Genomic DNA, 23,881 nt, shown 5'->3' on the forward strand with positions numbered 1-23,881 from the left:
AGGCTCCGCTCAAGAGCGGAGCCTGCCGACCCGCCGTGAAGTGTCTGGTAAACGATCTAGCTCGCCTCGGCGAGCAGGGAAAGCTGGGATTTGGCTTCTTCCCGGAGATCGGTGAGGAGGGTCGGATAATCCCCGGTGAAACAATGATCCGTGAATTGCGGGCGGAGGGGATCGCGGCCGGCCTCGCCCATCGCCCGGTAAATCCCGTCCACCGAAAGAAAGGCCAGCGTGTCGCAGCCGATATAGGCCCGCATCTCGTCGAGCGAATGCGTCGCGGCGAGCAGCAACTCGCGCTGCGGCGTGTCGATGCCATAATAATCGGGATGAGTGATCGGCGGGGAGGAAATCCTGAAATGGACCTCCCTCGCGCCGGCGTCGCGCATCATCTGCACGATCTTGACCGAAGTGGTGCCGCGAACGATTGAATCGTCGATCAGCACGATCCGTTTGCCGTTGACGACCGCGCGATTGGCGCTGTGCTTCAGGCGCACGCCCAGTTCACGCACGGATTGGGTCGGCTGGATGAAGGTCCGGCCGATATAATGGTTGCGGATGATGCCGAGTTCGAACGGAATGCCTGAATGACGGGCGTAGCCGATCGCGGCGGGAACGCCCGAATCCGGCACGGGCACGACGACGTCCGCCTCGATCGGAGCCTCCGCGGCGAGTTCCGCGCCCATCCGTTTGCGGACGTCGTAAACGGAACGGCCGTGCACGACCGAATCCGGCCGCGCGAAATAGATATATTCGAAAATGCACGGACGCATCGGCCGTGGGGGAAACGGCCTCAGGCTTTCGATCCCGTCCTCGGAAATGACGACGACCTCGCCGTTCTCGATATCGCGGACGAAACGGGCGCCGATGATGTCGAGCGCGCAGGTTTCCGAAGCGAGGATGTAATGTCCGTCGAGTTCGCCAAGAACGAGAGGGCGGATGCCCAGGGGATCGCGCGCGCCGATCAGCTTCTTGTTCAGCAGCGCCACAAGGGCGTAGGCGCCTTCAATGCAGCGCAGCGCCTCGATAAATCGCTCGACGAGGCGCTGACGCCGACTGCGGGCGACGAGGTGGAGGATGACCTCCGTGTCGGACGTCGATTGGTAAATGGCGCCGCTTTGCACGAGTTCGCGGCGCAACGTCAGACCGTTGGTGAGATTGCCGTTGTGGGCGACCGCGAAGCCGCCGGAATTCAATTCGGCGAACAGCGGCTGGACGTTCCGCAGGATGGTCTCGCCGAGGGTCGAGTAGCGGACGTGGCCGATGGCGGCCTCGCCGGGAAGGCGCGCGATCGTGGACGCCTTGGAAAAATGATCGCTGACCAGCCCGAGACGGCGCTCTGAATTATACCGCTTGCCGTCGAACGAGACGATGCCCGCGGCTTCCTGACCGCGATGCTGCAAGGCGTGCAGGCCGAGCGCGGTGATCGCGGCGGCTTCCGGATGGCCGAAGATGCCGAAGACGCCGCATTCCTCGCGTAGCCGATCGGCTTCGGGATCAAACTCCTCGTCGTCCAGCTCGGGGGGATTTAAGCTTCGCGGCGTTCGCGAATCGCCAAACATCTCTGGACACAGCCCCGGTCCGCCGTTCGAATTCGGGTTTTCGTCGGCTGTCTCATCCATGATCCGTCTCCCGAAACGCGCCTGGCCAAAGCCCGCGCACGCCCCTTGCAACGCGTGGCGGCCGCTCAGGAGCGCATCGTCCAAAGCAAAGTCCAGGCCGAGCCTCAATCACTCTGAAGCATATCATCCGGAACACGAGACGCCTCACGAATGCCTCAATCCATCCCGGCTTTGCACAACTTTCAATATAGGCTTCGGGCGGCGAGAGACAGCAAATTCGAACCGCCTGCGTTACGTAAGGGCGTTCCCCGCGTTTGTCAGCCGCGCCGCAGAGTGCTCAGGTCTTTTTGCCAACCCCGGCTTTTTGCGTGGGCAAGGCCGGCGCCGCCTTGGGTTCGTTCGCATTCTTTGGCTCAGAATCGGGGTCGGACGTTGAAGCCGGCTCCTCAATAGAGCCTTTCGGCTTTTTCAGCTTGTTGAGAATTCCTTCGAGATCGTCGGGCAGCAAGGCCAGAATTTGGTCCCCGGTCGCCTGGAGCAACGGCCGCGTCCGCGCGTTCTTGACCCATTCCGGCTGATTTTTCTCCGGCGAAAGCCAGCTGAAAAACAAGAAAGCGATGGCGCACAGGAGGACGCCTCTCACGACGCCGAAAACGAAGCCGAGCGAACGGTCGAGCGCTCCGACCTTTGAATCGAGGATGACGTCCGACAATTTGATGGTGATCAACGAGACAAGGACCAGCGTGCCGAAGAAGACAGCCGCCGCGGATACGCCCTGCTGAACGATATCCTTGCTGAAATACGGTTTAACGTAAGGGACGAGCAGCGGATAAAAATAGACCGCCGCGAACGCCGCCGCCGCCCAGGAAAAAATGGCGAGGACTTCGCGCGTGAAGCCGCGCAACATCGAAAGCAGAGCGGAAATCAGGACGACAACGATCAACCCCAGATCGAAATAGGACATGTCTTTGGCCCTTCGCGCCGCGAACGTGAATCATTTAAGCCGCCGCGCGTGAGCGCCGCGAAACCGCTAAGCTTCCCGCTTCTTCCCGCAAGGACCGGGGGGGAAGCCGACAAAGCGCTCCGAACAGCGTTTTAAAAAAACCGCGCCCGGAACTGAGCCTGCGGTCTTATAGCGAGCCGAACGGCGTTCGTCACGGCCTCAAACAGCCGCAAATAGTCCAAATCCGTCAATCGCCGCGCCGCGAGCGAGTCCGTTCCGGCGTCCCTTTGGCGATCTCGGCGACCAGTTCGGAAATGTGCTTGCATGTCGCGACGGTCAAATCCTGCGCCGGCGCGCCTGACTTTCCGGAGGTCCGGTCCTGCTGCTCCTGCGGCGTCGTGGCGCGGCCAAAACCGAGCTTTCCTGCTTCCTTGAGCCGCGCCGCGGCATGCGCGACCGGACGGATGGCGCCGGACAGCGCGATTTCGCCGAAAAACACCGAATCGGACGGCAGGCTGACGCCGCTCAGGGAGGAGATCAGCGCCGCGGCGGCCGCAAGGTCGGCCGCAGGTTCGCCGACGCGAAGGCCTCCCGCCACGCTGAGGTAAATGTCGTGCTGGCCAAGCCTCAATCCGCCATGCGCCTCCAGCACGGCGAGAACCATGGCGAGCCGGGCGCCGTCCCAGCCGACGACGGCGCGGCGCGGCGTTCCGAGCGAACTCGGCGCGACCAGGGCCTGAATTTCAACCAGGAGCGGCCGCGTCCCCTCCATCCCGGCGAAGACGGCGGCGCCGGGCGACGCGTTTTCGCGCGACGATAAAAACAAAGCCGACGGATTGGCGACCTCGGCGAGGCCGCGCCCCGTCATCTCGAACACGCCGATCTCGTCGGTCGGCCCGAACCGGTTCTTGACCGCGCGTAGCAGGCGCAGATCGCGCCCGCCCTCGCCTTCGAACGAGACCACCGCGTCGACCATATGTTCGACGACGCGCGGCCCGGCGATCTGGCCGTCCTTGGTGACGTGGCCGACCAGGATCACCACGGCCCCCGTCGTCTTGGCGAACCGGATCAGCGCCTGCGCCGCGCCGCGCACCTGTCCGACCGTGCCGGGAGTCGATTCGACCATCTGCGTCCACATGGTCTGGATGGAATCGATCACGACCAGGGAAGGACGCTTGCCATGAGCGAGCGTTGCGACAATGTCCTCGACGCTCGTCTCGGCGGCGAGTTCGACTGGCGCGCCGCCGAGGCCAAGTCTTTGCGCCCTCAGCCGGACCTGATCGACCGCCTCTTCGCCGGAAATATAGACGACGCGCCGGCCGCCCGAAGCAAGCGCGGCGCAGGCCTGGATCAAAAGCGTCGATTTGCCGATGCCCGGCTCGCCGCCGAGCAGCAGGACCGACCCGGGAACGAAGCCGCCGCCCGTCACCCTGTCGAGCTCCGCGACGCCGGTGGTGATCCGGGGCGCCGCGGATGGCTCGGCTCCGGTCAGATTGGCGAGGCTGAAAATCCGGCCCTTTTGCGCGCCGAGCGCCGCCCTCGCGCCGATGCCGGAGGCGCCTGCTTCCTCGATGATGGTGTTCCACGAGCCGCAGGATTCGCAGCGGCCCTGCCAGCGTTGCGTCGCCGCGCCGCAGGCCTGGCAAACGAAGGATGCGTGAGGTTTGGCCATTCAAGCGGCCTTCGTTTGCCAGGCCTGCGGCAGCGCCGGGAGACGCTTCGACGGCCCCTTCGGCGCGAGCGAACCGATGGTCTTCACATCCGCTCCGGCAGAGCGTCCTCGCGGGCGAGATTCGAAAACCGCGTCATCTCCGCCTCGAAAGCGAGTTCGACGGTTCCGGTCGGACCGTGGCGCTGCTTGCCGATGATGACCTCCGCGCGGCCATGCACCCGCTCCATGTCGGTCTGCCATTGCACAAACTCTTCGGTGCCTTCGCGCGGCTGCTTGTTCTTTAGATAATATTCCTCGCGGAACACGAACATCACCACGTCGGCGTCCTGCTCGATCGAGCCCGATTCACGCAGGTCCGAGAGTTGCGGGCGCTTGTCGTCGCGGCTTTCGACCTGCCGCGACAATTGCGACAGCGCCACCACCGGCACGTTCAGCTCCTTCGCGAGGGCCTTGAGCCCGGTGGTGATTTCGGTCACTTCCTGCACCCGCCCGTCGCTCCTGTTCTTCGAGCCGCCGAGCAATTGAAGGTAATCGATCACCAGCACGTCGAGGCCGCGCTGGCGTTTCAGGCGGCGCGCCCGCGCGGTGAGCTGCGCGATCGAAAGGCCTCCGGTCTGATCGATATGGAAGGGAATCGACTGCATCTCCCGCGCCGCCTCGGCGATGCGGTGGAACTCGGCCTCGGTGATGTCGCCCCGGCGGATCTTGTTGGAGGCGACGGCGGCCTGTTCGGCGATGACGCGCGTCGCCAGTTGTTCGGCCGACATTTCAAGCGAAAAGAAGCCAACGACGCCGCCGTTGGTCGTCTCGGCGGAGCCGTCCGGTCTGTTCTTGAATTCGTAGGCTCTGGCGATATTGAAGGCGATGTTGGTCGCGAGCGCCGTCTTGCCCATGCCGGGGCGCCCTGCGACGATCACGAGGTCGGAGGCTTGCAGCCCACCCATGTGGCGGTCGAGATCGACAAGGCCGGTCGCGATCCCGGAGAGCCGCCCGTCGCGCTCGAAGGCTTTCGCAGCCATATCGACGGCGACCGTGAGGGCGTCGGAAAAGCGCTGGAAACCGCCCTCGTAGCGGCCGAATTCGGCGACCGAATAGAGCTTGCGTTCGGCCTCCTCGATCTGTTCGCGCGGCGAGGCGTCGACCGGCGAATCGTAGGCGGCGTTGACGATATCCTCGCCGATCAGGATGAGGTCGCGCCGGACCGCGAGATCGTGGATCGTGCGGCCGTAATTCTCCGCGTTGATGACGCTCGTCGCCTCGGCGGCGAGGCGGGCGAGATATTGCGGCACGGTGACGCCGCCAAGATCATGATCGCCGAGAAAGGTCTTCAGCGTGATCGGCGAGGCGAGCTTGCCGGCGCGGATCAATTGTCCCGCGACGTCAAAGATGCGCCTGTGCAGCTCCTCCGAGAAATGCTCGGGCCGCAGGAAATCCGAGACGCGGTCGAAGGCGTCGTTGTTGACGAGGACCGCGCCGAGCAGCGCCTGTTCGGCCTCGATATTATGCGGGGCGAGGCGATAGGGTTTTTCCGGGACAGCGGCGACGTCGAACCGTTCGAATTGGTCGAGGGCGGGCATGATGGGTCAGCAATCTTTCGCGGCGGTTTTCTTGGATTTTTGCGAGGCGCGTGGCCCGGCGGCGCCGAATCAGTCCGGCGCGCTCACTACTTGTCGCACGGCGTTGCGGGAAAAAGGAGAGGCGTTTTGGCGCCAAAGCGGGAGCGCCCGCTATCCACATCGGGAAAGATTTTGCCGGAAAAAGTAAAGATTCGCTTGCTTCCGCGGACGGCCGAAAAGGAGCGGTCGCCGCTCTACGGCCCACGGCCTCACCGCTTCGGCAGCGCGGACATGACGAGCTTGACGATATCGACTTGGCGGCGCGCGCCCGTCTTGGCGAAAAGATGCTGCATATGGGTTTTCACGGTGGCCGCGCTGACGCCGAGCGCATGGGCCGCGTTGACGACAGTCATGCCTTGCGCGACAAGAACGAGAAGCCGGGTCTCGGCCGGGGTGAGGCCGTAGAGCTTCACCAAAACCTCCCCGGGCAGCAGTTCGTGTTCGCCAATCTTGTGAATGAAGAGCGCCAGGACGGCCCCGCGAGTCGCCGCCGATTGGCGGACAGGATCTGTCAGGGGCAGCTCGCTGTGTAGCGCCGGGCCGACTTTTGGAGGGTCATTCCGACAAAATCGAACCAGCCCTTCGAAGCCATAAATTCACGATAATATTGCGTGGGCCGAATCTCTTCGGGGGCCGCGAAAGTTCTCATCCGGAAGGGTTCGTCGATCTGACTATGCCAGCCGATGGTCAGGAACGGATTGATCGCATTCGTTCTCGCCGCGTCAGCGGCGACCTGGGCGAGGTCCGCTCCCCAGATTTGGGCAAATTCCATTCTTTGCTCAGCGGGTTCGATGGCGAAGATAGAGGTCGCCTCGGCGCCCAGTTGCCGGGTTATTTCTTTAAGCGTCTGCGGCCAGAGCGATGGATCGAGCGCGCAAACGTAAATTTCTATATTTTGAGACGCCATGCGCAGGGCGCCATCGACTGAAATCCGAATCCAGGCGAATCAAGAGGGCGTCAACCGTTTGGTGGAGGACGCCTTCGATCAAATGTGTTGATTTGTCTTCGCGGTTCGACGCTGCGCTGCGGCGGCGGGGCCCAGGGCGAAGGGCTGGCTGGCCCATTTCGTCCAAGGGGGAAGCAACGTTCGCGCGTAGCGCGGCGTTGATGGGCCTTCGCCGCCCGGCGGCCGCGAGGCGCCGGGTCGAGGTCCGCGTTTTCGATGGGGATCAAACAGCGCCAATCTTACCGGTGGCGAAGTTTATAACAGTGGTCGCCGGCGCAGGTTACAAAAACAAGCTCTCACCACGGCTCGTCGCGGGAGCCGCCGCAGGCCTTGCGTTCGAGGCATTCGCAGCGTCCCGTGCTTTGTTCACAGGACGGGATGCGCTTGATCGAGCACGCGTAGGAATCGCCGTCGAGGCCCCTGTAGGATCCTCCGCACGAACCCTCCGTATAGCCGAAGCGCCCGGCGGCGAGGGCTGCGCCGCTGATCGAGGCGCAGATCACGAGGGCCAAAATCCTGGCGATTATCCCGACGATCATCCCGGCGCTTCGCTCAGTTCATACGCGCGACGACGGCGAGGCGCTGCACCTCTCCGCGGTCGTAGGCCTTCAGGAATTCATCATAGTTCCTGAACGACACGCAGCCGTTTGAGGCGCCGTTGGGGCCGAGCATGTAGCGATGCGCGAGGAGGCCCGTGCGGCCGTAGACATGGCCGGCGGTGGGTGTGAGACGTAGCGCGCGCACGCCGTGGAAAGGCGCTTCGCGCAGCGACAATTGGTAGACGTTGGGCGGCGTCGCGCCGCGCATGCGTTCATGGACGTAGCGCGGATCGTCCATCATGGAGCCAAGGCCGGAATGCGCCTCGAGCCGCGTTCCGTTGGGCATGTAGACTGTATGCGCGGAGACGTCGTAGACAGCGGTGCCGCGATCTACGCGCGGCGCAAGGTTCAGCAATGGCGCGGGAGCCGACGCTTGTGCGGCGGGCGCTGTTGTGCGCGCGACGCTCGCAACTCCATCCTCGGGCGCAGCGTAGGCGAGGACGGGACGCGAGGGTTGCGGTTGCGACAATCCGCCAAAGATCTTCTCGAAGAAGTTGCGGTTGTCGCCGGGGGCGGCGGCGACCGCGGTGTTTGCGTTCTGCCGCGCGATCCTGCGCCCTGGCGCCAGGACCGGCGCGCGGCCCGCGGGAGGCGCGAGATCATCGGGACGTGGGATCGGCAGAGGCGCGCTCTCACCGGAATCAAACTCCGCGGTCGCCATCGTATCGGGCGGGAGAATTTCGGCCTGTTCGAATCCCTCCTGGGCGGTCGGCGCCCGTTCGAGACTGGCTGACAGCGGGAAGTTTTGCCCGAGCGAAGCGGGCGCCGCGCCCGAGGCGAAGCCGGGATCGAACAGCGCGCCGTAGACGTTGGAGTCGCCCTTCGAGTCGGACGCTTCCATTGCTGTTGGCGCGGCGATCTGGGCTTCGACAACACGCGGGTCGTCGGCAGGGCGAAGATACAGCGTCCACACTCCGAAAAGAGCGCTCAACGCAACAATGACCACGCCGGGAACAGCCTGCGAAAAAAGTGATTTCCAAAATGATTGGCCGCGGCCCGATGGAATGAAATCATATGACGTATTGATGCCGTCAGTCATTCGTCTCGCTTTCGTATTGATTTCTAATGAGCGGCGCCTTTCGGCCAAAATCCGCGGCGCCAAAAAGGCGCAATCATCAACAACACCTGCGCGGGACGGTCTCGCCGCCTTTCAGGATGACCCGCAAACAAACTTCAGCGCATTGGTCGCGCACCATTTGGGCGATTTTTAGTTAAACTCGGATTAAAAGTGTGATTTCGCGTTTGGCGCAGGATGGAGCGCTTCGGCGGCAAAGCCCGCGCGCCGGACGCGGCCCGTCGCGCGCGTGGCGACTCACGGCGGACGCGCGATGAACGAGCCTGTCGAAAATGGAAAAAAGGGGGCGGAGCTAGATCAGATCTTTCAACGTCTTCGCCACGCGCGGCGCGAAGTATGTCAAGATTGCGTCGGCGCCAGCCCGCTTGAAGCACAGCAGGCTTTCGAGCATCGTCTTGTCGGCGTCGATCCAGCCGTTGTTCGCCGCCGCCATGATCATCGCGTATTCGCCGGACACCTGATAGGCGAAGGTCGGCGCGCCGAATTTCTGCTTCACCCGGTAGATCACGTCGAGATAGGGCAGGCCTGGCTTCACCATCAGGATGTCGGCGCCTTCCTTGAGATCCTGCGCGGCCTCGCGCAAGGCCTCGTTGGTGTTGGCGGGGTCCATCTGATAGGTGCGCTTGTCGCCGGTCAGGATCGCGCCGGTGCCGACCGCATCGCGGAACGGACCGTAAAAAGCCGAAGCGTATTTGACCGCATAGGCCAGGATCTGCACCCGGTCGAAATGCTGTGCGTCGAGCCCGGCGCGAATGGCGCCGATGCGCCCGTCCATCATATCGGAGGGCGCGATCACATCGGCGCCCGCGCGGGCCTGGTTCAGCGCCTGCTGGACGAGAACGAACACGGTCTCGTCGTTGAGAATTTCGCCGTCGAGCAAAAGTCCGTCATGGCCGTGGCTCGTATAAGGGTCGAGCGCCACGTCGGTGATGAGCCCCAGCCCAGGCGCCGCGGCCTTGATCGCGCGGCAGGCCCGGCAGACGAGGTTGTCGGGGTTCAGCGCCTCGCTGGCCTGTTCGTTGCGCAGGGCGGGGTCGGTATTGGGAAAAAGAGCGATGGCGGGGATGCCAAGCTCGACCGCCTCCACCGCCGCGCGGACGGCCGCGTCCACCGAAAGCCGCTCGACGCCCGGCATCGAGGCGACCGGCTGGCGCAGGTTTTCGCCCTCGACAAGGAAGATCGGCCAGATCAGGTCGCTCACCGTCAGGACATGTTCGCGCACGAGGCGGCGCGCCCAGTCCGTCTTGCGGTTGCGCCGGTGACGCTGGGTGAGGTCGAGCTTGTTCGGCTGTGGCGCGTTCATCTCGGAGCCTTGGGGAATGATCATGCGGACAGATTAAATCCAAAAGCCTTTTTCGCTCAATCCGGCGGCGGCGACAGGCTGGCCCGCGCCTTCGCGACAAGCAATGGGTCGCGCCCGGAATTGGCCGCGAAGGCGAGGAGCAAAGCCTCGTCCGACGCCAGATGATCGAGCACGGCGGCCAGAAATCCCGGCTCCGCGGCGGCTTCACGCAGGTTTTCTACGCCAAGGCCGGACAAGGACATGAACCGCTCCAGCCGCTCGAGATCCGACGCCAGGAAGCCGAGAACTTCAATGGCGAGCGCTTCCGCGGCCTCGGCCGAGGCTGGGAGGGGGCGAGCGCCCGGTTTCTGGAACGGGCCATTTCGCTTCACGCCGTTTTCCCCATCGTCAATTTCTTTCGGCTAAAGGTCCGGCGTATGATAGGCCGTCCTGGCGGGGATTGGTCCGCCGCCTCGACGGGCGGAGCGGGTCTTGCCAATGCAGAAAACCATCCTGATCGTAGAAGACAACGAGCTTAATATGAAGCTCTTCAATGATCTTCTCGAGGCGCATGGTTACAGGACCGTTCAGACCCGCAGCGGCGTCGAAGCCCTGGAGCTGACCCGCAAATTCAGGCCGGACCTGATCCTGATGGACATCCAATTGCCGGAGGTCTCCGGCCTTGAAGTGACGAAATGGATCAAGGACGACGAAACGCTGCGCCACATTCCGGTCATCGCCATCACCGCTTTCGCGATGAAGGGAGACGAGGAAAAGATCCTGCAAGGCGGCTGCGAGGCGTATCTCTCTAAGCCGATCTCGATCGTCAAATTTCTCGAAACCGTGCGCAAGCATCTCAAGGAGCAATGAGCGGACATTCGCGGAGGCGGCCGGCCCGGCGCGGTCAGCCTCGCCACAGGCTCGACGTTTAGGTTAATGAAAGTTCAACAATGGCTCTTCAATATCGCGATTGCATTCCTGCGCCATCGCGCTAACGTCAGGCCGCCGGGCCTTACGGGTGGCGGGGACAGCGGCTTCGATAAGAAAGCCTGATCCGCGCCTGCGCGCAGTCAATGCGCTGCCGGTGACTTGACTTAAAGATCCCCTACGGAGTGCTCAGGTCCGCCGCATCTCCTGGGTCCGTAGGGTTGGCCGGCGCGCAAATGGTCAGGAGTGGCCTCCTCGAAACGCCATTTGCCGCCGGCCACCTTCACAAAGACGCGGCGCCCTGGCGGAAGAGACTTCAACCTTCAGAGCAAGAGATCCTGGCCTCCTTCAGCGCAAGAGATCCTCATCTCCTCAAGTGGAAGAGAAATTCAACTCCTTCAAAGGAAGAGAATCTCAACTCCTTCAAAGGAAGAGACTTCGCCGCCATCAACGAGACTCCGCCCTTGAACGGGCGATTGATGTTGAGGCGGGCGGGCGCGGCGGCCTATGGATCGGCAAAGGTCAGACCCAGTGTCGCTCCCGCGACGCCGCGTTGTTTCACACCACCACAAGCTCCGCGACATTGGCGAAGGCCGCGCGTTCCTGAATGAAGGCGAACCGGGCTTCCGGCTTGTTGCCCATCAGCCGCTCGACGCAATCGGACGCGCTCTCCTGATCCTCGTCGAGAACGACCACTTTCAACAGGTTGCGCTTCGCCGGGTCCATCGTCGTTTCTTTAAGCTGCGCCGGAAGCATTTCGCCCAGGCCTTTGAATCGGCTTACTTCCACAGCGGCCTTCCCGGTGAGAACCCTGGCGATCAGCTCCTCGCGGTGGGCGTCGTCGCGCGCATAGACCTGCTTTGCGCCCTGGGTCAGCCGATAGAGCGGCGGCACCGCCAGATAGAGATGCCCGCCGGAGATGAGTTTCGGCGTCTGGCGGTAGAAGAAGGTGATCAGCAGGGAGGCGATATGGGCGCCGTCGACGTCGGCGTCGGTCATGATGATGACCTTCTCGTAGCGAAGATCGTCTTCCTTGTACTGCGCGCCGATCCCGCAACCGAGCGCCTGGATCAGATCGCTCAATTGCTGATTGCCGGAGAGCTTGTCGCGTGTGGCGCTGGCGACATTCAGGATCTTGCCGCGTAACGGCAGGATCGCCTGCGTCGCGCGGTTGCGCGCCTGTTTTGCCGAGCCGCCGGCCGAATCGCCCTCAACAATAAAGATTTCAGAGCCTTTTGCGCCTGCATTCGAGCAGTCCGCGAGCTTTCCGGGAAGCCGCAGCTTTCGGCTAGGGGTCTTGCGGGCGATATCTTTTTCGGCCCGGCGGCGCAGTCTTTCCTCGGCGCGCTCGACCGACCAGTCGAGCAGCCTCGCGGCATGGGAGGGGGATGCGGCCAGCCAATGGTCGAAGGCGTCGCGCAGCGTTCCCTCGACGATGCGCGAGGCTTCGGGCGTCATCAGGCGACCCTTGTTCTGGCCCTGGAATTCCGGCTCGCGCAAAAAGACCGATACCATCGCGGCGCAGGAGGTCATGACGTCCTCGCCGCTGATCGCGGCGGCGCGTTTGCTCTGGCCGATCCGCTCGGCGTGATCCTTGAGGCCGCGCAGCAAGGCCGCCCGCAGTCCCGCTTCGTGCGTTCCGCCGTCCGGAGTCGGGATCGTGTTGCAATAGGAATGGACGAAGCCGTCATCGAAGCTGAGCCAGGCGAGCGCCCATTCCAGCGAGCCATGGCCGCCCGGCTTTTCAACCTTTCCGGCGAAGATCGGCTCGATGACGAGATCCTTGCCCTCGATATCCTGGGCCAGATAATCCTTGAGGCCGCCGGGAAAGCGGAATTTCGCCTCCGCCGGCACGTTGGCGTCGAGCCATTCCGGCGCGCAATGCCAGCGGATCTCGACGCCGCCGAAGAGATAGGCCTTGGCGCGTGCCATTCTGAACAGTCGCGCGGCCTTGAAATGCGCGCCCCTGCCGAAGATCTTTTCGTCTGGCTTGAACCGCACGCTGGTGCCGCGCCGGTTCGGCGCCTTGCCGAGCTTCTCGAGCCCTGACAGCGGCGCGCCGCGCTCGAAGGTCTGACGGTAAAGCTGCTGCCCCCGCGCGACTTCGACCTCGAGCCGCTCCGACAATGCGTTGACGACGGAAATGCCGACCCCGTGCAGGCCGCCGGAGGTCTGGTAGGATTTCTGGTCGAATTTTCCGCCGGCGTGCAGCGTCGTCATGATCACTTCAAGGGCCGATTTCTTCGGAAATTTCGGATGGGGATCGACCGGGATGCCGCGGCCGTTGTCGGTGACGCCGAGAAAGCCGGACGCCTCGAACCGGACGTCAATGAAGGTCGCATGGCCGGCGACCGCCTCGTCCATCGCATTGTCGAGGGCTTCGGCGAAAAGATGGTGCAGCGCGGCCTCGTCGGTGCCGCCGATATACATGCCCGGCCGTCGCCGGACCGGCTCGAGCCCTTCCAGAACTTCGATCGAGGCGGCGTTGTAGCCGGAGTCCTGAGATGTTTCAGTCCGCAAGTCCTGCTTCAGATCTTGTTTCAGATTTTGCTCCGGGTCGTGCTTGAAATCGTGCCGCTGTGATTTTGGTCGAATATCGGCCTTCTTCTGCGCCATATTGCCGAAAAGATCGTCATCCGTTGCCATTCGTACGTCAGTCCCTTTGAATCGGCCTTGACCGCCGCTTATGCCACGAACGGAGCGGAAATGGAACGGAACGAAAACATTTTCCGATTCATGGCGGCGGCCCGTGACGTGGAAAAGCCGACAAAAAAGGGCGGCCTCATGGCCGCCCTTTGTATTTCTTTACGTTAATTCAGGAAGTTACATAGGCTTCCTGAATTAAAATATCAAGCCGCGACGCTTTTGGCGAGAGCCACAGACGAGATCGTTTTCAGAATCTGGGAAGCGATCTGGTAGGGGTCTCCCTGGGAATTCGGACGGCGGTCTTCCAGATAGCCCTTGTAGTCGTTTTTAATGAAGCTGTGAGGCACCCGGATCGAGGCGCCGCGATCGGCGATTCCCCAGCTGAACATATCGATCGATTGCGTCTCGTGCAGACCCGTCAGCCGCATGTGGTTATCGGGGCCGTAGACCGCGATGTGATCGTCCTTGGCGGCTTCGAACGCCGCCATGAGCTGCTCGAAATAGTCCTTGCCGCCGACTTCACGCATATAGGTCGTGGAGAAATTGGCGTGCATCCCGGAGCCGTTCCAGTCGGTGTTTCCGAGCGGCTTGCAATGATATTCGATATCGACGCCGTATTTTTCGCCGAGCCGCTGGAGAATATAACGGGCGACCCACATTTCGTCGGCGGCTTTCTTGGACCCCTTGCCGAAGATCTGAAATTCCCACTGGCCCTTGGCGACCTCGGCGTTGATGCCTTCGTGATTGATGCCGGCGGCAAGGCAAATGTCGAGGTGCTCCTCGACGATCTGGCGGGCCATATTGCCGACATTGCTGTAGCCGACCCCGGTGTAGTAGGGGCCCTGCGGAGCGGGATAGCCGGTCTCGGGGAACCCGAGCGGACGGCCGTTCTTGTAGAAGAAATATTCCTGCTCAAAGCCGAACCAGGCCCCGGGATCGTCGAGAATCGTGGCGCGGGCGTTTGTCGAGTGCGGCGTCACTCCGTCCGGCATAATGACTTCGCACATGACGAGGACGCCGTTCGTGCGCGTGCTGTCCGGAAAGACGGAGACGGGCTTCAGAACGCAGTCGGAGCTTCTGCCTTCGGCCTGCTTTGTCGAGCTGCCGTCGAAACCCCAGAGCGGAAGCTGCTCAAGCGTGGGAAAGCTCTCATATTCCTTGATCTGGGTCTTGCCGCGAAGATTCGGGACGGGTTTGTAACCGTCTAGCCAGAGGTACTCAAGTTTGTATTTGGCCATTTTTCCGGGAGCCTCCGTCCATTGTTGATTGCGGTTATTGTCGCATGTCGATTGCGGTTATTGTCGCGGTGTCAAACGCCGCTGAATTCAGCCGTTTTCAAGGCTGCACCGGGCGCATTCATTTGAAGCATCATTCGTGCCAATTGCCTTCATGAGATGTTCAGGCGACGATCGGCAGGGCTGCCGGAAACCGGGCCGATCGCCGGACCGGTCAGGGCCTGAAGCCGCAAGGGCGGGGCTGCTGAATCTCGGTCAGACCCGCTCATGGATCTGGCCTGACCGAGTTCTGAAAGAGGCGGGCAGCCGGTCCCGCCCCCGATAAGGCTAGAGGGAATAATACATTTCGAATTCGACCGGATGCGGAGTCATTTCAAATCGCATCACGTCCGCCATTTTCAGTTCGATATAGCTGTCGATGAAATCGTCGTCGAACACGCCGCCGGCCTTGAGGAAGGCGCGGTCCTTGTCGAGATTGGCGAGCGCGTCGCGCAGCGAACCGCAGACCGTTGGAATCTTCTTCAGTTCCTTCGGCGGCAGATCATAGAGATCCTTGTCCATCGCCGGACCCGGATCGATCTTGTTCGTGATTCCGTCGACACCGGCCATCAGCATGGCCGCGAAGGCGAGATAAGGATTCGCCATCGGATCGGGGAAGCGGACTTCGACGCGCTTGGCCTTGGGGTTCGAGGCCGTCGGGATGCGGCACGAGGCGGATCGGTTGCGCGCCGAATAGGCGAGCAGCACGGGCGCTTCATAGCCTGGCACCAGGCGCTTGTACGAATTGGTCGAGGGATTGGTGAAGGCGTTGAGCGCGCGGGCGTGCCGGATGATGCCGCCGATGTAATAGAGGCATTCCTGGCTGAGGTCGGCGTATTTGTTTCCGGCGAACAGCGGCCTGCCGCCTTTCCAGATCGATTGATGGACATGCATGCCGGAGCCGTTGTCGCCGAAAATCGGCTTCGGCATGAAGGTCGCGGTCTTGCCGTAGCTCTGCGCGACCTGATGGATGCAGTATTTATAGATCTGAAGATGGTCCGCCATTGTCGTCAGCGGCCCGAATTTGAGGCCAAGCTCATGCTGCGCCGAAGCCACCTCGTGGTGATGTTTTTCCACCTTCGCGCCCATCTGCGCCATTGCGGCGAGCATTTCGCCGCGCATGTCCTGCGCCGAATCCTGCGGAGGAACGGGGAAGTAGCCGCTCTTGGTGCGGATGCGGTGGCCGAGGTTGCCGCCCTCGTAGGGCGTGTCCGAATTGGTCGGCAATTCCGACGAGTCGAGGACGAAGCCCGTGTTGTAGGGATCAGCCTTGAAGCGGACGTCGTCGAAGACGAAAAATTCGGCTTCCGGGCCAAAATAGGCGGAATCGCCAATGCCTGAGGAGGATACGAAGGCCTCCGCCTTCTTGGCGATGCCGCGGGGGTCGCGGCCATAGGGTTCGCCGCTGCCGGGCTCGAGAATGTCGCAGACGATGACCATTGTCGACGCCGCAAAGAACGGATCCATGCACGCGGTCGAGGGATCTGGCATCAGCAGCATGTCGGATTCGTTGATCGCCTTCCAGCCGGCGATGGACGAACCATCGAACATGGTTCCCTCGGAAAAAATATCCTCGTCGATCAGGGTCTGATCGAATGTGACATGTTGCCACTTGCCGCGCGGATCCGTGAAGCGGAAGTCGACATATTTTACGTCGTTGTCCTTGATCGCCTTGAGCACGTCTTTGGCGGTCTTCATGTCCTCTCCTATGCTTTTTTGTTGATTTTGAAACTGGGTTCGCGGCGTCGCCCGTCTGCGTCTCGCCCGCCCGTCAAATGGCGTCGGCTCCGGATTCGCCGGTGCGGATACGGATCGCGCCTTCGATGTTCGAGATGAATATCTTGCCGTCGCCGATTCGCCCGGTTTGAGCGGCTTTGCGAATGGCTTCGACCGCCTGGTCGACAAGGCCGTCAGCCACGACGATTTCTATCTTAACCTTGGGAAGAAAATCGACGATATATTCGGCGCCGCGGTAAAGCTCGGTATGGCCTTTTTGCCGGCCGAAGCCTTTGGCTTCGCTCACCGTGATTCCAGCGACGCCTGCGTCGTGAAGGGCTTCCTTCACCTCGTCGAGCTTAAAGGGCTTGATGATCGCTTCGATTTTTTTCATTAGCGTTTCTGGCGTCGCCTCGGTTCAGGAAGGGCGTCCTGGCGCAAAAGGCCGGAAAACGGCTTCCGTGAGCAAAATTTCTACTTTTCGGCGAGCATTTAGCAATCAAAAAGCTGAGGCGTCACGCAAAAAATAGATAATAATTATTCGGGACTGAACAGAAAACGGGGACAGTGGAGCGCTCGTCTTTCTCGCGATAAGAGCGACGGCAAGGCCAGAAAAGCCTGGAGGCCGCGCAAAGAGGCCGCGCAAAAAAAATCGCTCCGCGCAAAGCTGCGGAGCGATCCTTCGTTGACTTGTTCCAAATTCCAACGCGCGCGATAAATCTCAGCTCGCAATGGATCTCAGCTCACGCTGGATCTCAGCTGATGGGCTCGAGAACGCCTTTGTGCTCGACAACCACCTGAGGTTTTTCCACTTCGACGAGAGAGACGCTGACGCCTGAGCCAAGGAGCTGCATCGATATCTCCTTGCCGTTGCCGAACTTCACGCCATCACGATAGGCGCCATGTTCCAGACGAGCGAAGACGACTTGCTCGGCCGGGGCGACGCCGAGGCGGGTTTGAAGATCGCTCGATATCCCTTCGAGGCTGAGCCGCGTGTCGTATTGAACGCAAACGGCCGTCGAACAATCTCCAGGCGCCGCCAGTCCGATACTCCCGGAGGGGAAGCGGGTGGTCACATATTTCTCAGACTCACGAGCAGGCCGGGAGGCGTACATTTCTAGCGAATAGTCACACATGTGTGTCACTCCTCATGTCTCGAGACGGATTGAGAATCCCTGCCGGATCGCAATTTCCCTTGCGCGCGCGGAAGGGTCAGCATCTGTTCTGGAGGCCCCGGAGGGCCGGGTCAGGTGGAAGCCCTGGGGCTTAAGGTTCGATCCGGAGAAGACGCGCGGCGCGGGCCCGCGTTCGGATCAAACCCCGTCCAACGGCCGTCGGACGGTTCCACTCACGCGACAAACACGGAAAACCTTCTAAGGTTTCAATCTGTTTTCGCTTAACTCGATGCTACCGCACCGTTTTTCGCCGTCAAGTTAATTAAGTCGGCCACCAAATGCTTTTATCGCCGCGGCCCGCGCCGCGCTTTACATCCCTAACCGACGGCGACCGGCAAATCCTGCCTCGCCCCCCATTCGGACCAGGAGCCATCGTACAAAACGACTCCGTTCTTGCCGATCGATTCGAGCGCCAGAAGAAGAATCGCCGCCGTGACTCCCGAACCGCACGTCGTGATCACCGGGCGTTCGAGATCAACGCCCGCCTTGGCGAAGGCCGCTTTAACGCCGGCGTCGGGCTTGAGCCGGCCGCCGGCGACGACTTCGCCCCACGGGACGTTCAGGCTTTGCGGAATGCGTCCCGAGCGCAATCCCGGACGCGGCTCAGGCGTTTCCCCGGTGAAGCGTCCATGGGCGCGCGCATCGATGATTTGGGCCGCGCCGGTCGCGCTCGCTTGTCTTACCGTCTCGACGTCGGCGACCCCTGACGAATTGAATCTGGGCGTGAAACTCGCGGGCGGCCGTTGCGCGGCGCCGGTTTCCAGCGGGCGTTTCTCGTCTCGCCATTGCGGCAAACCGCCGTCGAGGATCTTGACGTCTCGCGCGCCGAAAATCCGCAGGGTCCACCAGACCCTTGCCGCGCCCATCAAGCTGGTTGAATCATAAACGACGAAGCGCATGTTTTCGCTGAGGCCGAGCCTCGCCATCTCCGCCGCAAAGGCGCTCGGGTCCGGCAGCATGTGCGGCAATGCGCTCGAATGGTCTGCGATCGCGTCGATGTCGAAAAACACTGCGCCGGGGATATGGCCGGCGAAATGTTCGGCTTTCGCATCGCGGCCTTCGCCAGGCATGAAAAAAGTCCCGTCAATCACGGCCAGATCGGGCGCGCCGAGGTTCTTGGCGAGCCATTCCGTCGAGACGAATAAGGCTGGGTTCCGGTCTTCTGTCATGTCTTCGCCTCGGGTTGATCGAAAGAGCGAAGCGTCTTTTACACGCTGGCGCGACGCAGCCCAAACATGTTCGCGCATCGGCTCCGCTGGAAAATCAGACCGAAACCCGGCGTGAACCATTTCGAAAGACGCCCGTTCAGGGTGGCGCGCTTGCGCCGCGCCGCCGCGCTGCGGTTCAAGCTATCTCCAAGAGTTTATCACCCCAGGAGCACGTCATGAATCTTTCAAAACTGTTAATCGCGTCCGCCGTTGCGGTCACTCCGGTCGTCGCATGGGCGCAGGATACGTCCGGGAATGGCCGCGGGTCCGGCGGCAGGGCCGTTGGTCCCGCCTCTGAAAACGGCGACACGGCGACCGGCCAGACTTCCATTCCAGGCGCCATGACGGGCCGCTCCGCCAATCCAGGCGGGCAGGGAACGAACGATTACGATCCGCCGGCGATGAACCCGAACGCGCCGGGGTCTTCGAGGTCGCCGGGCATGGGCGGCGCGGCAGGAGGCATGAGCGGCGCAGCAGGAGCGGGCGGCGGCGCGGCCGGCGGGCGCTAGATAAGGACAATTATCGGGCGGCGGCGCTCCAGGCGTTCATGGTCGTCTCGATCCAATGCCTTTGCGGCGCGACGAGAACAGCCTGAGTCAGGGCGCCGCAGTGGTTGCCGCCCTGGCCCTTGGCCCAAACGGCGACGGCCACCACCGCGGGTCGGTCAAAAGAAAGGAGCGGCGCGCCGGAATCGCCGGTGCAGGCTCCAAGGCCCGAACGTGCTGGATCGGCGGCCCAAAGCAGAACCGACGACTTCGGTCCGGTATCGACGAGAATTCCCGATCGCAGGATCCCGCCGGTTTTTCCCTGCGCTTCATCGGCGACGCCGAAGCCCGCGATGAGAAACTTTTGTCCTGGCGTGGGCAAAGCGCCCTTGGCGATCTCGACGGGCGTGAAGGCCGAAGGCAAGGGCTCCGCCAACAGAACAAGCGCGAGATCGATGGAAGTGATGCGGCGGCGGATCGCGTCTGGTCGGAAGCCCGGATTGATGGCGACCGCAGCCGTTTCGACGAGGACCGGAGCGCCTTTTGCGTCTTTGAAAAAGATGCGCGTGTCGTCGGGCGCTCCGACGCAATGCGCCGCGGTCAGGACGACGGTTGGAGAGATCACGCTCCCCGTGCAAAATCCCGAACTGTCGCCGCTGCGGTTGAGAACCGTCACGACATAGGGTTCGAGTTCGGGCGCGAGCCGCGCCGGTCCGACCAGCGCCGCAGCCGTCCCGGTCATGAGCGCCGCCGCCAGAAAAGGCGCCGCCAAACAGACGAGCGCCAGCAGCCGCTCCAAGATGAGCTGGCGACGCGACGCGGCGGTCAAGTTCTCCTTGGGCGCCGCAACATTCGCCGCAACATGCGCCGCAACATTCATGGAGCATTCATCGTCGTTGAGTGAACATCCCGCCATGCGTTTCCTCTTTTCGGGCCTTGGCGTCGCCATTGCCGCCATTTTTTTCTTGTGTCCGCGCTCGAGCGCCGAGCCGCAGAGCGAACGTCTGTGCTATTCGACCGCCGAAACCCGGGACAAGATCGCCGCCGACGGCCTCTCGGAGCCTTTCCGGACGATGCAAAGCGCGGCGGCGAAGGCGCAGGCCGAAGCGATCGGCGCCAAACTTTGCCGCAGAAGCGACGAACTTGTCTATGAAATAAGCCTGCTGCGTTGGGATGGACGCGTCATTCAGATTATCGTCGACGCGAAGACCGGCCGGACGCTCGGTTCAAAAAATGAGACCGAACGAGTTCACAAGACTGCGGAGTAGAACTCGTTCGGGGAAAACATCGGAGATCAAGATTTGCGTTTGCTCGTCGTCGAGGATGACAAGGATCTGAACCGGCAAATCGTCGCCGCGCTCGCTCAGGCCGGATACGCCGTCGACCGCGCCTTCGATGGCGAGGAAGGCTGGTTCCTGGGAGACACCGAGCCCTATGACGCCGTCGTCCTCGATCTCGGCCTGCCGAAGAAGGACGGAATTTCCGTCCTGACCGAATGGCGCAAGGCCGGACGCGCCATGCCGGTCCTGATCCTGACCGCGCGCGACCGCTGGGGCGACAAGGTGCAGGGTTTCGATTGCGGCGCCGACGATTACGTCGCCAAGCCCTTTCACATGGAGGAGATCCTGGCCAGGTTGCGCGCGCTCCTGCGCCGGGCCGCGGGTCACGCGACGAGCGAATTCAATTGCGGCCCCGTTCATCTCGACGCGCGCGCGGGCCGCGTTTCGGTCGACGGGTCGCCGGTCAAGCTCACCTCCCACGAATATCGGCTTCTGTCCTACCTGATGCATCACGCCGGCCGCGTCGTTCAGCGCGGCGAGATCGTCGAACATCTCTACGATCAGGACTTCGACCGCGATTCGAACACCATCGAGGTTTTCGTCGGGCGGTTGCGAAAAAAGCTGGGCGTCGAGATCATTCAGACCGTGCGAGGGTTGGGCTATCTTCTTGCGCCTCCCGAGGAGAATAGCCTAAAGGCCGAGCCTTCCCCGGCGCGGCCTGCGCGCTGACGCCTCCTCCCTTTTCAGATTTGCCCGCCGGCGGAGCGGGCGCACGCTTTTCGCGGGACTGGTTCGGCGATCGATATGCGGAAAACCGGGAATGATGCGGGTCCGCTCGTTGTGCCGCGCGAGCCGCGAATGGAATCCATCGCCCGGCGGCTTTTCTATTCGGCGGCGGTCCTCAGCTTCACGATCCTGCTCGCGGCCGGACTTGTGCTGTCCGCCATTTACCGGCGCACCGCCGAAGCCAGCTTCGATCAGCGCCTTGGGGTTTATCTGCGCGCGCTCGTCGCTGATATCGCGACTCCCGGCGAAGGCGGCCGGGAAGGCGCCGACGAGCTGTCGGACCCGCAATTCGAATTGGCTCTTTCGGGCTGGTACTGGCAGGTGACAAGGCTTGACGGCGACAAGCCGCGCGTTCGCGGATCGCGTTCTTTGTTCGCCGCGCGGCTTCCGCGCCTCGCCAATCAGGGTGTGCCGGCCGGTCTTGGCGGAGCACGCAGGGGCTATGTGAAAGGTCCGGACGACCGGCCGCTGCGGATGCTCGAAAGGGTCATCGACGCAGGGGATCAGGGTCTTTACCTCGTTCAGGTTGCGGCGAAGTCGGACGAACTCGACGCCCAGATCAGCCGTTTCGAATTCGACCTCGTCGTCACTTTCGCCCTGCTGGCGATCGCCCTGCTTGGCTCCTCCGCCTTGCAGCTTCGCTATGGATTGCGGCCGCTGCGCCGGCTGCAGGAAGGGGTGGCTTCCATCCGGCGCGGCGACGCGGAGAAGATCGACGGCGATTTTCCTCAGGACATCGCGCCGCTCGCTGGCGAAATCAATTTGCTGATCGCCGCAAATCGCACTGTCGCGGAACGGGCGCGGACGCAGGTCGGCAATCTGGCCCATGCGCTCAAGACTCCGTTGAGCGTGATCGTCAATGAAGCTTCAGCCGACGCGGGCGCCCTCGCCGGCAAGGTGGAGGAGCAGGCGCAAGTCATGCGCGATCAGATCACCTACTACCTCGACCGGGCGAGGGTTGCGGTCCGCGCCGGAGCGGTGACCGGCTCGACCGACGTCGGACCCGTGATCGATGGTCTGGTCAGGACGTTCCAGAAGATCTACCGCGAGCGCGGCGTGAACTTTTCGGCCGCCGCGCAGGAAGCCGTCCGGTTTCTGGGCGAACGCCAGGATCTGGAGGAAATGATCGGCAATCTTGTCGACAACGCCGGAAAGTGGGCGGCGAGCGAGGTTTCCGTCAGCGTCGAGCCGGAGGCGCCGCGCAGCGCCGCGGAGCGCGCGTACCTGCGGATCGTGATCGATGACGACGGACCGGGGCTGGCGGCGGAGCAGCGCGAGAGCGCCCTCAGACGGGGCCTTCGGCTCGACGAGACAAAACCCGGTTCGGGCCTCGGCCTTTCGATCGTCGTCGACCTCGCGGGGCTCTATGGCGGCGCTCTCGCTCTCGATGAAAGCCCAACGGGCGGGATGCGAGCGACGCTGCGGCTTCCCGCCGCCTCGAATAGCGTCGCCGCCACGGCTTCTTGAATGAAACAGGCCTTTGCAAGAGGCCGGTCAGCCCCTATTAAGTGGCGCATGTTATGGACGATTTTCGCCGCGTTGACGGGTCTCGCCGTTTTCAGCGTTCTGTGGCCGCTCGCCAGGGCGCCGGGCGTTCGTTCCCGCGACGAGACGGAGGGCGCCTTCTACCAGGCGCAGATCGCCGAAATCGACAGGGACGCCAAGCAAGGGCTCGTCACGGCCGACGACGCCGAAGGCGCCAAGGCGGAAGCCGCCCGCCGCTTTATCGCGGCCACGGAACAAGCCGGTGAAAAACAAGTCGCCTCGCTGGCGAAATCCGGGCGCGTGGCCAAGATCGCGTCGCTCGCCGCTGTCCTTTTCGTTCCCGCGTTCGCGCTGGGACTTTATTCTCTGACCGGCGCTCCGGATCTGCCGGACCAGCCGCTCAGCGCCCGTCTGCAGAACCCGCCAAACTCCGGGCCCGATCATGAGGCGTTGATGGCGGCGATCGAAAAGATCGAGGCTCACCTTGCGGAGCATCCAGACGACGGGCGCGCCTATGAGGTCGTTGCGCCGGTTTATCTGCGCATGGGGCGCGCCTATGATTCCGCGCGCGCCTACAGTGAGGCGCTGCGGCTGTTGGGCGAAACTCCGGCGCGGCTCGCCCTTTACGGAGAGGCTCTTGTCTACGCCGCCAATGGCGCCGTGACGTCCGAGGCGCAGAAGGCCTTCGAGGCCGCGGTCGCTGAAAAGCCTGAACTGGCCAAGGCGCAGTTTTTTCTGGGCCTTGCCGCCGAGCAGAATGGCGATGTTCCCCGCGCCCGCGAGATCTGGGACAGGCTGATCGCGGGATCGCCGCCGGACGCGCCCTGGGTCGAGGCCCTGAGGCAGAGATCGGCGGCTCTCGCGCGCTCTTCCGAACCATCGCAAGCCGGCGAGTCCGGGGCAGGGGGACGCGCGGCGCCAACCGGCCCGGCGGCTCAACCGGAAATGGCCGCAAGGATACAGGCGATGCCGGAAGCCGAGCGCTCCGGCGTTATTCGCGGCATGGTCGACAAGCTCGCCTCGCGCCTCGCCCGGAACGGGCAGGACGTCGAAGGCTGGCTTCGCCTCGTGCGCGCCTATTCCGTCCTGAACGAAACCGCCAAGGCCCGTGAAGCCGTTCTCGACGCAAAACGAAATCTGACCGCCGATCCCGGCGCCGTCGGGCGGATCGATGCGCTCGCGCGCGAACTCGGGATTGAAGGTTAGTCTC

General features: G+C 62.7%; 24 protein-coding genes. 7 read left to right on the forward strand and 17 right to left on the reverse strand.

The window, feature by feature from the left end:
- Window positions 1–56 precede the first annotated feature (56 nt).
- The 8 genes from purF to BM177_RS04035 form a co-directional block, all read right to left on the reverse strand.
- Window positions 57–1,556 (reverse strand): amidophosphoribosyltransferase, encoded by a 1,500-nt coding sequence (purF, locus tag BM177_RS03995; RefSeq protein ID WP_091678818.1) that lies wholly within the window; start codon window positions 1,554–1,556, stop codon window positions 57–59.
- A 337-nt stretch (window positions 1,557–1,893) separates the two neighbouring features.
- On the reverse strand, window positions 1,894–2,520 hold the full coding sequence (locus tag BM177_RS04000; protein ID WP_091678323.1) for a CvpA family protein: 627 nt from the start codon (window positions 2,518–2,520) through the stop codon (window positions 1,894–1,896).
- Between the two features lie 226 nt (window positions 2,521–2,746).
- Complete coding sequence (radA, locus tag BM177_RS04005) at window positions 2,747–4,171, reverse strand: DNA repair protein RadA (protein WP_091678327.1); 1,425 nt, start codon at window positions 4,169–4,171, stop codon at window positions 2,747–2,749.
- Window positions 4,172–4,254: 83 nt separating this feature from the next.
- Complete coding sequence (locus BM177_RS04010; protein ID WP_091678332.1) at window positions 4,255–5,748, reverse strand: replicative DNA helicase; 1,494 nt, start codon at window positions 5,746–5,748, stop codon at window positions 4,255–4,257.
- 248 nt (window positions 5,749–5,996) lie between these two features.
- The gene (locus BM177_RS04020) at window positions 5,997–6,200 is read right to left on the reverse strand and encodes a response regulator transcription factor (protein ID WP_139223506.1); all 204 of its coding nucleotides are present in this window, start codon (window positions 6,198–6,200) and stop codon (window positions 5,997–5,999) included.
- A gap of 98 nt (window positions 6,201–6,298) precedes the next feature.
- The gene (locus BM177_RS04025; RefSeq protein ID WP_091678344.1) at window positions 6,299–6,694 is read right to left on the reverse strand and encodes a hypothetical protein; all 396 of its coding nucleotides are present in this window, start codon (window positions 6,692–6,694) and stop codon (window positions 6,299–6,301) included.
- Between the two features lie 335 nt (window positions 6,695–7,029).
- A complete protein-coding gene (locus BM177_RS04030; RefSeq protein WP_091678347.1) occupies window positions 7,030–7,272 on the reverse strand; it encodes a hypothetical protein in 243 nt (80 codons plus the stop codon).
- A 13-nt stretch (window positions 7,273–7,285) separates the two neighbouring features.
- Window positions 7,286–8,278 carry a DUF2778 domain-containing protein gene (locus BM177_RS04035; protein WP_244532093.1) on the reverse strand — a complete coding sequence of 331 codons (993 nt, stop codon included), beginning with the start codon at window positions 8,276–8,278 and terminating at the stop codon, window positions 7,286–7,288.
- Here BM177_RS04035 and BM177_RS19430 point away from each other — a divergent pair.
- Window positions 8,271–8,543 carry a hypothetical protein gene (locus tag BM177_RS19430; protein WP_139223507.1) on the forward strand — a complete coding sequence of 91 codons (273 nt, stop codon included), beginning with the start codon at window positions 8,271–8,273 and terminating at the stop codon, window positions 8,541–8,543. The two genes, BM177_RS04035 and BM177_RS19430, sit on opposite strands and share 8 nt — an antisense overlap.
- Window positions 8,544–8,699: 156 nt before the next feature.
- Here the strand turns inward: BM177_RS19430 and hemB are convergent, their stop codons facing one another.
- Both hemB and BM177_RS04045 read right to left on the reverse strand, forming a co-directional pair.
- A complete protein-coding gene (gene hemB, locus BM177_RS04040; protein WP_244532094.1) occupies window positions 8,700–9,710 on the reverse strand; it encodes a porphobilinogen synthase in 1,011 nt (336 codons plus the stop codon).
- A gap of 56 nt (window positions 9,711–9,766) precedes the next feature.
- Window positions 9,767–10,081, reverse strand: coding sequence for a DUF3572 domain-containing protein (locus BM177_RS04045; RefSeq protein ID WP_091678355.1), 315 nt, complete (start codon window positions 10,079–10,081; stop codon window positions 9,767–9,769).
- 106 nt (window positions 10,082–10,187) lie between these two features.
- Here BM177_RS04045 and BM177_RS04050 point away from each other — a divergent pair, with 106 nt between their 5' ends.
- Entirely contained in the window at window positions 10,188–10,559 is a 372-nt protein-coding gene (locus BM177_RS04050) for a response regulator (protein ID WP_091678824.1), read from the forward strand.
- 615 nt (window positions 10,560–11,174) lie between these two features.
- Here BM177_RS04050 and parE read toward each other — a convergent pair.
- The 6 genes from parE to sseA all read right to left on the reverse strand — a co-directional run bounded on the left by parE (window position 11,175) and on the right by sseA (window position 18,596).
- Window positions 11,175–13,232 (reverse strand): DNA topoisomerase IV subunit B, encoded by a 2,058-nt coding sequence (gene parE / locus BM177_RS04055; RefSeq protein ID WP_091678827.1) that lies wholly within the window; start codon window positions 13,230–13,232, stop codon window positions 11,175–11,177.
- Window positions 13,233–13,465: 233 nt separating this feature from the next.
- Complete coding sequence (locus tag BM177_RS04060; RefSeq protein WP_091678358.1) at window positions 13,466–14,500, reverse strand: glutamine synthetase beta-grasp domain-containing protein; 1,035 nt, start codon at window positions 14,498–14,500, stop codon at window positions 13,466–13,468.
- Window positions 14,501–14,824: 324 nt separating this feature from the next.
- Window positions 14,825–16,234: a type I glutamate--ammonia ligase gene (glnA, locus tag BM177_RS04065; RefSeq protein WP_091678361.1), complete on the reverse strand. Its 1,410-nt coding sequence runs from the start codon at window positions 16,232–16,234 to the stop codon at window positions 14,825–14,827.
- Between the two features lie 73 nt (window positions 16,235–16,307).
- Window positions 16,308–16,646, reverse strand: a complete 339-nt coding sequence (locus tag BM177_RS04070) for a P-II family nitrogen regulator (RefSeq protein ID WP_091678364.1) — start codon at window positions 16,644–16,646, stop codon at window positions 16,308–16,310.
- 361 nt (window positions 16,647–17,007) lie between these two features.
- Entirely contained in the window at window positions 17,008–17,388 is a 381-nt protein-coding gene (locus BM177_RS04075) for a hypothetical protein (protein ID WP_091678369.1), read from the reverse strand.
- Window positions 17,389–17,744: 356 nt separating this feature from the next.
- Window positions 17,745–18,596, reverse strand: a complete 852-nt coding sequence (gene sseA, locus BM177_RS04080) for a 3-mercaptopyruvate sulfurtransferase (RefSeq protein WP_091678374.1) — start codon at window positions 18,594–18,596, stop codon at window positions 17,745–17,747.
- Window positions 18,597–18,811: 215 nt separating this feature from the next.
- On the opposite strand from sseA, the gene BM177_RS04085 reads away from it, so the two are divergent.
- Window positions 18,812–19,144 (forward strand): hypothetical protein, encoded by a 333-nt coding sequence (locus tag BM177_RS04085; RefSeq protein WP_091678378.1) that lies wholly within the window; start codon window positions 18,812–18,814, stop codon window positions 19,142–19,144.
- A gap of 10 nt (window positions 19,145–19,154) precedes the next feature.
- On the opposite strand, the gene BM177_RS04090 is transcribed toward BM177_RS04085, so the two are convergent.
- A complete protein-coding gene (locus BM177_RS04090; protein WP_175492490.1) occupies window positions 19,155–20,036 on the reverse strand; it encodes a S1 family peptidase in 882 nt (293 codons plus the stop codon).
- Here BM177_RS04090 and BM177_RS04095 point away from each other — a divergent pair.
- The 4 genes from BM177_RS04095 to ccmI all read left to right on the forward strand — a co-directional run bounded on the left by BM177_RS04095 (window position 20,035) and on the right by ccmI (window position 23,877).
- Window positions 20,035–20,388: a PepSY domain-containing protein gene (locus BM177_RS04095; RefSeq protein WP_091678386.1), complete on the forward strand. Its 354-nt coding sequence runs from the start codon at window positions 20,035–20,037 to the stop codon at window positions 20,386–20,388. The genes BM177_RS04090 and BM177_RS04095 overlap by 2 nt on opposite strands.
- Before the next feature lie 33 nt (window positions 20,389–20,421).
- Window positions 20,422–21,129, forward strand: coding sequence for a response regulator transcription factor (locus BM177_RS04100; protein ID WP_091678389.1), 708 nt, complete (start codon window positions 20,422–20,424; stop codon window positions 21,127–21,129).
- Between the two features lie 129 nt (window positions 21,130–21,258).
- Window positions 21,259–22,653, forward strand: coding sequence for an ATP-binding protein (locus tag BM177_RS04105; RefSeq protein WP_091678830.1), 1,395 nt, complete (start codon window positions 21,259–21,261; stop codon window positions 22,651–22,653).
- Window positions 22,654–22,701: 48 nt separating this feature from the next.
- A complete protein-coding gene (ccmI, locus tag BM177_RS04110; protein ID WP_091678392.1) occupies window positions 22,702–23,877 on the forward strand; it encodes a c-type cytochrome biogenesis protein CcmI in 1,176 nt (391 codons plus the stop codon).
- Window positions 23,878–23,881 lie beyond the last annotated feature (4 nt).

It is taken from the genome of Methylocapsa palsarum, assembly GCF_900114285.1.
GTDB lineage: Bacteria > Pseudomonadota > Alphaproteobacteria > Rhizobiales > Beijerinckiaceae > Methylocapsa > Methylocapsa palsarum.